The sequence below is a fragment of the Flavihumibacter sp. CACIAM 22H1 genome (assembly GCF_001601815.1).
Lineage (GTDB): Bacteria > Bacteroidota > Bacteroidia > Chitinophagales > Chitinophagaceae > Flavihumibacter.
Genome location: NZ_LUKG01000114.1, coordinates 2,269 through 9,974 on the forward strand (window position 1 = coordinate 2,269; position 7,706 = coordinate 9,974).

The 7,706-nt window shown below is 42.2% G+C and carries 12 protein-coding genes and 1 pseudogene; 2 read left to right on the plus strand and 11 right to left on the minus strand.

The features are described from left to right. From A1D16_RS20095 to A1D16_RS20130, 8 genes are all read right to left on the minus strand, one after another. Positions 1 to 824 (minus strand): cysteine peptidase family C39 domain-containing protein (locus A1D16_RS20095; protein WP_290712913.1); only part of this gene is annotated, 824 nt, incomplete at its 3' end. Next, positions 811 to 1,197, minus strand: coding sequence for a hypothetical protein (locus A1D16_RS20100; protein ID WP_290712916.1), 387 nt, complete (start codon positions 1,195 to 1,197; stop codon positions 811 to 813). The genes A1D16_RS20100 and A1D16_RS20095, both read right to left, overlap by 14 nt. Before the next feature lie 107 nt (positions 1,198 to 1,304). Continuing rightward, positions 1,305 to 1,970, minus strand: a complete 666-nt coding sequence (locus A1D16_RS20105) for a hypothetical protein (RefSeq protein ID WP_290712919.1) — start codon at positions 1,968 to 1,970, stop codon at positions 1,305 to 1,307. A 10-nt stretch (positions 1,971 to 1,980) separates the two neighbouring features. Then, positions 1,981 to 2,622, minus strand: a complete 642-nt coding sequence (locus tag A1D16_RS20110; protein WP_290712922.1) for an ATP-binding cassette domain-containing protein — start codon at positions 2,620 to 2,622, stop codon at positions 1,981 to 1,983. Positions 2,623 to 2,627: 5 nt separating this feature from the next. Beyond that, complete coding sequence (locus A1D16_RS20115) at positions 2,628 to 3,206, minus strand: hypothetical protein (RefSeq protein ID WP_290712925.1); 579 nt, start codon at positions 3,204 to 3,206, stop codon at positions 2,628 to 2,630. 844 nt (positions 3,207 to 4,050) lie between these two features. Then, entirely contained in the window at positions 4,051 to 4,263 is a 213-nt protein-coding gene (locus A1D16_RS20120) for a hypothetical protein (protein ID WP_290712928.1), read from the minus strand. 207 nt (positions 4,264 to 4,470) lie between these two features. Next, a complete protein-coding gene (locus A1D16_RS20125; protein ID WP_290712931.1) occupies positions 4,471 to 5,043 on the minus strand; it encodes a hypothetical protein in 573 nt (190 codons plus the stop codon). Positions 5,044 to 5,061: 18 nt separating this feature from the next. Continuing rightward, a complete protein-coding gene (locus tag A1D16_RS20130; RefSeq protein WP_290712934.1) occupies positions 5,062 to 5,580 on the minus strand; it encodes a hypothetical protein in 519 nt (172 codons plus the stop codon). Here A1D16_RS20130 and A1D16_RS20135 point away from each other — a divergent pair. Next, entirely contained in the window at positions 5,579 to 5,785 is a 207-nt protein-coding gene (locus tag A1D16_RS20135) for a hypothetical protein (protein WP_290712937.1), read from the plus strand. The genes A1D16_RS20130 and A1D16_RS20135 overlap by 2 nt on opposite strands. Before the next feature lie 57 nt (positions 5,786 to 5,842). On the opposite strand, the gene A1D16_RS20140 is transcribed toward A1D16_RS20135, so the two are convergent. Then, on the minus strand, positions 5,843 to 6,355 hold the full coding sequence (locus A1D16_RS20140; RefSeq protein WP_290712940.1) for a sigma-70 family RNA polymerase sigma factor: 513 nt from the start codon (positions 6,353 to 6,355) through the stop codon (positions 5,843 to 5,845). A 328-nt stretch (positions 6,356 to 6,683) separates the two neighbouring features. Between A1D16_RS20140 and A1D16_RS20145 the strand changes: the two genes are divergently transcribed. Beyond that, the gene (locus tag A1D16_RS20145; RefSeq protein WP_290712943.1) at positions 6,684 to 6,956 is read left to right on the plus strand and encodes a hypothetical protein; all 273 of its coding nucleotides are present in this window, start codon (positions 6,684 to 6,686) and stop codon (positions 6,954 to 6,956) included. Here the strand turns inward: A1D16_RS20145 and A1D16_RS20150 are convergent. Next, the gene (locus A1D16_RS20150; protein ID WP_290712946.1) at positions 6,953 to 7,372 is read right to left on the minus strand and encodes a glycoside hydrolase family 95-like protein; all 420 of its coding nucleotides are present in this window, start codon (positions 7,370 to 7,372) and stop codon (positions 6,953 to 6,955) included. The two genes, A1D16_RS20145 and A1D16_RS20150, sit on opposite strands and share 4 nt — an antisense overlap. Before the next feature lie 7 nt (positions 7,373 to 7,379). Beyond that, positions 7,380 to 7,706, minus strand: a pseudogene (locus A1D16_RS20155) (hypothetical protein); the annotation flags it as partial.

Sequence of the window (7,706 nt, forward strand, 5' to 3'; positions counted from 1 at the left end):
TCTCTAAATCGAACCATGAAATCACCTACCTGTCTTTTTTCAAAATAAAAAATGGGTAATTGTATTAAACGTTTACAAAACCAACCAAACAGTCGTTTGTTAAAAAAAGCCGTTTGGCGGAGAATAAATTCTGTCCGCAACCGGATAAACAGTTCTTTACTTATTAGAATCAGCAATAATAGCAGGAAGGTTGCCTGTAACTGGTGCATTGCCTTGCCGGGAATGAAGGCATCTACTATCCGTTGAATCGACAAGGTTAACAACCCATTCATGCCGGCGATCAACGCCCCGGAAAAAATAAGTAACAGAAAAGGAGAAAAAAGATCACCCAGTAGTTCCCGGATCCAGCTAATTTTTTTTCTGACAGAAAGCCGGTATGGAGAATAATTCAGCGAAGGGAAAATATGTAAACAAATACCCGAAACCCAGTATTCCCTGAGCTGGAACTCAGAATAGGAACAAAGCCCTATAGAAGGATCCATAATACTGAAATACCTGATCTGATCACAGGACTGGATACCTGTTAAAACAATATAATGATCGGCCCCGGTTTTATTTTTGCATAGTAGAATAAGCGGTAACATTGAGTGATCTATTTTCTCTAGGGATTTAACCTGGTATCCTTCAGACAGGAAGCCAAGTGTTGCTGCCCCCTGCGCTAAGCCTTGTAAGGTAGTACCACTGAGTTGCGTGTTACAGATTTCACGTGCAAGTTCAAGTGGCAAATTACCTCCATAATAAGCAACCAGGCTTACCAGGCAGGCGGCGCCACAATCATTCAATGCTTCTTGTCTGATGACAGGAAATTTTCTATTGCTTTTCATGCTGAATCATTTGCTCGACAGCGTTTTTATGTTGGAAGCCAAGGGCCTTCGACGCTAATACACCGTTTGGGAAAAAATAGTAAGCGGGCGTAGGCGGAGCTCCCAGCCGGCTATACCAGGTTTTTTCATAATCATTCAGGAGGGTGATCGACTCCGTAAAGGTCGGTTCCAATAAGGCTGAAAAACCAGCACCCGCATTTGTATCATTCACCACCAGCAGTATCAGGCTGGTATTGAATTTTTCAAACGGCACTTGAATGAGCTCAGATAGAGCCTCCCTGCAATGAGCACAGCCTGGATCCAGTACTACCAACAGGAAATTATCCGATCCCGGATTCGACGGCATGGCTTTTGTTCCTAGCAGTGCAGTCAATTCAGAAAAATTCTGTTTATTGGCTTTCCTGGTGAAAACTAAGCAGGCAAATATTAACCATCCGTCCATTATCAATAGCAATAAAAATGAAATGCCGGTTCTATTCATCAGAGAGGTCTGTATAAATATTGAATGAAGCTTACCAACAGGATCCAGATAAAAAATATGCTGCCGTACGATAGTGTACTATAAAGCATTGCTTTTCGAAGACCTATTTGTAATCTTTTCGATAATAACAACCCAATTACCAGCAGGTAATTCATTTCAGCCAGGTTAATTGCTTGAAAAAGGAAATAAAAGGGACTTGCTTTATCAATAGGAAAAACGTTTAGGAGGGACGGTATTTTATATGCTTCCAGGTCCTCGATCGAGCGCACTGGCATCAAAATATTCCAGGCAACTATCTTGAACAGGGCAACGACGATAAATACCAGTTCAGCTGTCAGAAGCATGGAGAAAACATCTTTCACTGTCAATTCAAAGTTGTATACCTGAAGAACGGCATAAATAGCTACAGCAATGCATGCTAGTTTACAGCCAAACAGCAATGGCATCAGGAGGTATGAGAGCATTTTTGCCCTGGCTAAATCTGTTGCGAAATCAGCCTGGATGTCTGCCTCAACATAATAAAGACTGGGCAGGAGTACATCTTTAGTAAGAATGTATTGATTGGTATAAATCAATAAGGACAGGTAAATAATTGCTTCTACAGTAAAAATCAGGCATAGAATTCTACTGCTCTCCCTGTTTAAGGGGCTACTAATCCATTTCATAACTGTTCTACTAATTAATCATGATCCCATTTTCAAGTTTAATAGTGGTTGTGGCCAATTCCTCTATACAAGCGGAATCATGACAGGTGAATAAAATTGTTTTTCCATTTTCGCAAAACTGCTGCAGCAGTTGCTGCAAGGCCTTTTTTGCTGATTGATCCAGGTAAACAAATGGTTCATCCAATAGCAGTAATGCGGGATGCCCCAGCATTGCTGCTATTAGGCCAACCCTGGCCTGATTACCGGAAGAAAGATCTCTTATACAGGTTCTTTTTTGCAGCATTTCTGGCGTCAATAACCCTTCAAAATTTTGATGAACATAGTTTTCTATTGAATACAGCGGTATCCGGCGAAGCCTTGTTACCAGCCTGAAATACTCCAGCGGTGAAAGAAAACCCAGTAAGTAAGCAGTTCCCAGGTATACCCCGGTAAATGATTTCCAGGATTCATCCATTCTATTATCCTTACCATTGATTTCAATTAGCCCTTTCTGACGGGGGTATAGGTCAAGTATAGCTTTCATCAAACTGGTTTTGCCGCATCCGTTTTCCCCTATTAGGTGGGTAATCGATTTTTTCTTCACCCATAAATAGGGTATATACAGCCGGAAGGAATGCCCCAGTTTTAACTCAATATCTATACAGCGTACCATATATTTCAGTTTATCAGCATTAGCTTATACTTCCAGTTAAGCTTTCTAGCCATATAAAGTAGTCGGAATGGTAAAAGGCATAGCGCAATAAAACCAACGGCAAGCAGGTAAACTAACATCCATCCAGCAGCCGAATAAATAAGCTCCAATCCGTACATCAAAAGGGGCAATCCAAACAGGACTAATTCCGACAAAAAATGATAACGGGTTATACCTGTAAAATTTGAAAATACGCCGGTTGTATTGGGGTCCATTTTACGGGCTCCCGCACCTCCTTTGAGCAACATAATTAAAGGTATAGTAACAGCCATATAAAAGAAGATGGCTCCTACATAAGCTATATCAGGCGTATTCCAGAAATAAACGAGTGGCATTATACTTCCTGCCAGGGTCAGGATCATAATCACTAAAATTCTTGCAATCAGATACCCCAATATATTTACCGGTAAAACGAAATAATTTGGTAAAAACCGGAGCTGCCAGGAAAAAAATAATTGAGAAAAATAAAAAGGAGTCAGTGAAATGAGCGTCATAATCATCAGATATTTTTCAAGTGTGCTGTTTAACCCTGATAGACTAATCATGCTTATCCAGAATACTGCGGCACAAATCAGTCCGTTGAGTAGTTTTCTCGTCCTTGCGTTTCTGAGAAAAAACTTTATTTCAATTAGTAGGAATATATCAACTTGCATGGGATCCTGTATTTTCAAATAATAATCGTTTTTTAGCGTACCGGGTAAAGACCCATATTTCTACACCTGCTAAGAGCCAACTATAAATCACCCGCCCCACCCATTCCACGGTATTCCAGCCGATTGAATAATCACCGCTTAAAAAAGGGCAGTAAAGCAAGGGAAGGCTTAGTGGCAAAAGCAGGCAGAACCATTTATTCACCGGGTAACCCGACTGCATACACTTGAAGCAAAGAATCGAAAAATGCAGCGATGCAGCACTCCCAAGATGAAATAATCCGATCATCCCCGCGAAAAACTGTATTTGTCCCGGCCAGCTGCAGTAATAAATAATCAATAACAGCACTGATACCACATTAATCCATTCCAGCAAGGATCGAAAAAGAATATATCGGATCACTCTTTTTTTTGTCAGTCCCAGGTGAAGCAGCTCCAGCAGTGGAAGGTAGTTGACCTTGGTAAACAGCCATCGCACTATACCGTCTACAAAAAAAATAATGCAGCTTCCTGTTATATAGCTGTTTATTCCGGCTTTATTTTGTTGGAAAAACCGCAGCAGGACAAAGACCAGAAAACAGTGGTTAAACAGGACAAAAACTGCTTTTAATAGTAGTATCCAGGTATTTTCCAATGGTTCTCCCTGAATTTTTTGGCGGCATTCTAGCTGAATTAACTGGTACATATTGCTACAACCGGCAAAAAACGTGAAACAGGGTTTGCCCTGTTTCACTTCGAATTAAACAAGACTACAGGCCTTTAGGGTTCCATACATTTTGGAAATGTATCCGATCCCGAACCCGGCAAATGCCAATGCGGTGCCTCCGGATGCGGCCACGGCTAAAATTCCTACTGCGCCACCTAGTACTGTTAATCCTGCAGAGATAGCACAATCTGCCTCACTTGCTCCTCCTTGAAATGTTGCCATTTCAAATTCATTCAACTTCTGCATAGCTTAAATTTTAATAATTAGGGCTGCATTAGCGCGGCAGCCAATACTCGATTGATTGTATTCGTAGCTACTGAATAGTTAATCATTTTTACTGGTTGATTAACTGCCTAAAAGTAAAGAAGGAAATTCTTTTGACGCACCCGTTTTTTAACGGTATTTCAAGCGTCAGACAGGTGTTGGAACTGTGTTCTAACACCTGTCTGACGCCTATCTTACAACCACCTTACTAGCTGTATACGTGATAACAGATTCGCGCGACCTGAATTCATATTTCAGCACCACACCGGGAACAGAAGAAAACATCGGCTCTGCTATTTTATACGCTTTATGGTGTAGGCGATCCGTATAATAAACCACCAGTACCTGGTTATCTGCTCCTTTTAATACGGCACGCCGGCAATTGTACCCGGCTATCTTTTCTTCCGCCCCACCCTCTTCCAATTTTGCCTGCACCCAGGGCTGAAAAGAACCCTTCCATTCCTCCATGGTTATACCATAGCTGCGCTTGCTGCCGGATGAGTCTTTTAAAATTTTTCCTGTATACCCCGATCCTTTACGAAGTATCCAAACCTTTTCATTTCTTAACAAACTGGTCAGCCTTACTTCAATGGTATCAGGACGAATTGCAAGCAGTTTAGAAGACCCATTGTATAATTCCGCGGTAGATTTATTCCTGTTTTTTGATTGCACCCTGACCTCATAGGAAATTAACAGCGATTGGCAGGAAGCACCACCATCCGGCTGCTGCATTGCACCCAAAAAGAAAAATAAAATCTTCAAAACAAGCAACATATAATTTTATTGTTTTTTTTCCGCGTCAATAAAAGTTGCCAGTTCAAGTGGATTTAATGGATTAGAAATCCGCCAGTCTGAAAAACGTGCTTTTTCCTCTTGTTGAATTCCCTCCAATTTTCTTAAAATACGCTTTGCTCTGCGTTTCAGCTCGCCTTGTTTGTTCTGTTGGATACTTAGGCGGATCAACCGGGATATATACGGGCTTATCCGGATCGTTGAATATTCATCAATGGATAAAAAATCGGTTGCCGACGGATCCCCTTCTTTGGTTTCTGCTATTTTATACAATACATAACAATAGAGAATATCGGAATCTTCGAGAGGAACAGATAGCCCGTTTATGGTAAGGTTTTTACTGGGGAGCGCAGGTTTGGTATCCGTTTTTATTTTTACCAGGGAGTCTTTTTTCCGACTCGTGTCCGGTACCAGCTTGTCATTGCTGGATATCAGGGGCGAGTGCTTTACAATGGTTTCAGAGCTTTCTGATTTTTTCCCGTTTATATGGTAAATAAAGATAGCCATGGCCGCGGAAGAAACTGCGAGTACACTCAGTAGTTTTATAAGGAATCTTCCGGATGACCTGGATCGGGAAAAATGCTGGTGTATTGCTTCGCTGATCAAAGCCGGTGGTGGTATCTCCAGGGCAGAGAGCGGACTGAATGTATCCCGTTCTTTTTCAGAAAAATCCGGCCTGGTTCCATTCTTTCTAAATTCATGGAGTACTTGATCCGTAAGATCGGCTGGAGGCGGCGTAACGTACTCCCTTAAATCATTAAACCGTTGGTCACTTGGTCCCATTTTGAAATAGAATGGTTTTTTTCATTAGTTGTCTGGCCCGGAATAACTGCGACCTGCTCCCCTCCTCCGAAATATTTAATATTTCTGCAATCTCTTTATGATTATATCCTTCGATCAGGGATAAATTAATGATAGTCCGGGCAAAATCCGGCAATTGTTGAATAATACGAAACAAATCATCCATTGATAACTTATCATAGACAGAATCACTAATGGCAATGTTCAGATCCGCCTCTATCGGAACAACCGGTAGGATTTTTTTCTTTAGATTATCAATACAGATTCCAATAAATACTTTTCTGGCCCAGCCCTCAAAAGACCCTTCTCCCCGGAAATAGGAAAGGTTGTTTATTAGTTTGATGAACCCATCCTGGTACCAGTCGTTTGCGTCCGATTTATTGCCGGCATACCGCAAACAGATGCTATACATCTTACCCGATATAGCTTCATACAATTGTTTAAATGCCTCTTCATCACCAGCTGCGGCAGATTTTGCCAAATTGGTAAAGTTAGGTTTATTAGGTTGGTTTTTTTCCATCCAGGGAATTGAAATTATTTATTTAGGGATCAGGTCTTCAACAACCCAGGGTAGGATTTATCAGCGATTAGTTATGTAGGATTTTGAGCCTTTTATTGAAACGGGTGCAAAGGTGATATTATTCAGAAAAAGAAAAAAATGGATTTCATAAAACGTCTACCATTTAAAAATCGTCCTTTAATTCGATTTTTTATTCTTGCGAAATAAAACGTTGGCAGGTGTTGTTTCGTCTTATAAGGCATAGGGTTAAGCTCGTACGCATAGAATTTTGTACCCTATTTTTTCTACCATGAGTCAGGCAATCAGCAACCAAACCGAATTACTTGTGAACAATGATTTCTCTAGTTTTTTAGAGCTGTATGATGAACACGGTGAAAATCTGCTTTTGTACGCGTTTCTGACCTTACGAGATGAGGCTAAAGCGAGAATTGCCGTCCGGTCTGCCTTTGTTAAGTTGTGGCAGCATCCCGACCGTTTATTGCAGGGCCGAAGTGTTTATTCCGTTCTTTTTAGTGAAGTTAAAGTGATGACTTATCTGCTTAAAACGTCAGACAGGCGTTAGAACGTTGTTCTAACACCTGTCTGACGCCTTACCTCAACCACTCCCCCAGGGGCCGCCTGAATGGATAACCAACCCGATTCGGAAAGATCAGCAGTGCATTTCTGCTGCTGCCGGATCTGCCAATGGCCTGTACCAAGTTTTACCCGCACACTACCGCCCTTCTCCGATCGGATCACCAACCGATTCAATTGTCCTCCTAACCGTTCCGCATCTACGAGAAAAGCACCCCTTGTCCGAAAATTCCGAAAACTGCAATCCTGCCAGCTCTCCGGTACTGCTGGAAAAACATCAATATACCCCATCTGGCTTTGCAATAACATATCCTGGAGCCCTGATGCATACGCGAAATTCCCTTCCAGCGTAAACGGCCGATACCTGAACCCGGAATAACCTTTACCCGTCTGATCTCCGTTCAAATGAAAACTATTGATCGAGCAAAAAGCCGTTGCAAAAGGTTTTTAACGCCGTTGCTGCCCCCTGCCCGTCTTTCGCCCATGCCTTTAAATTTGCCAGCCAGGCATAGGAATAACCACACCATTGATCCGGACCAATTTTATCCAGCTCGGCAATGGTTTGGCGGATGGTATGTTGAGCCGCCGGCCCCTGCTCCCACTGAATCAGGCCAAGCGGATGAATAGCCAGTAAATGGGAAAAATGCCGGTGACTTTGCGTGTAGGCCAATGTCCGCGATACCTGAAGCGCTCCGCCCGCCGTCGTCGCATACGCCGGAAACTGCCGCCCCAGCGAATC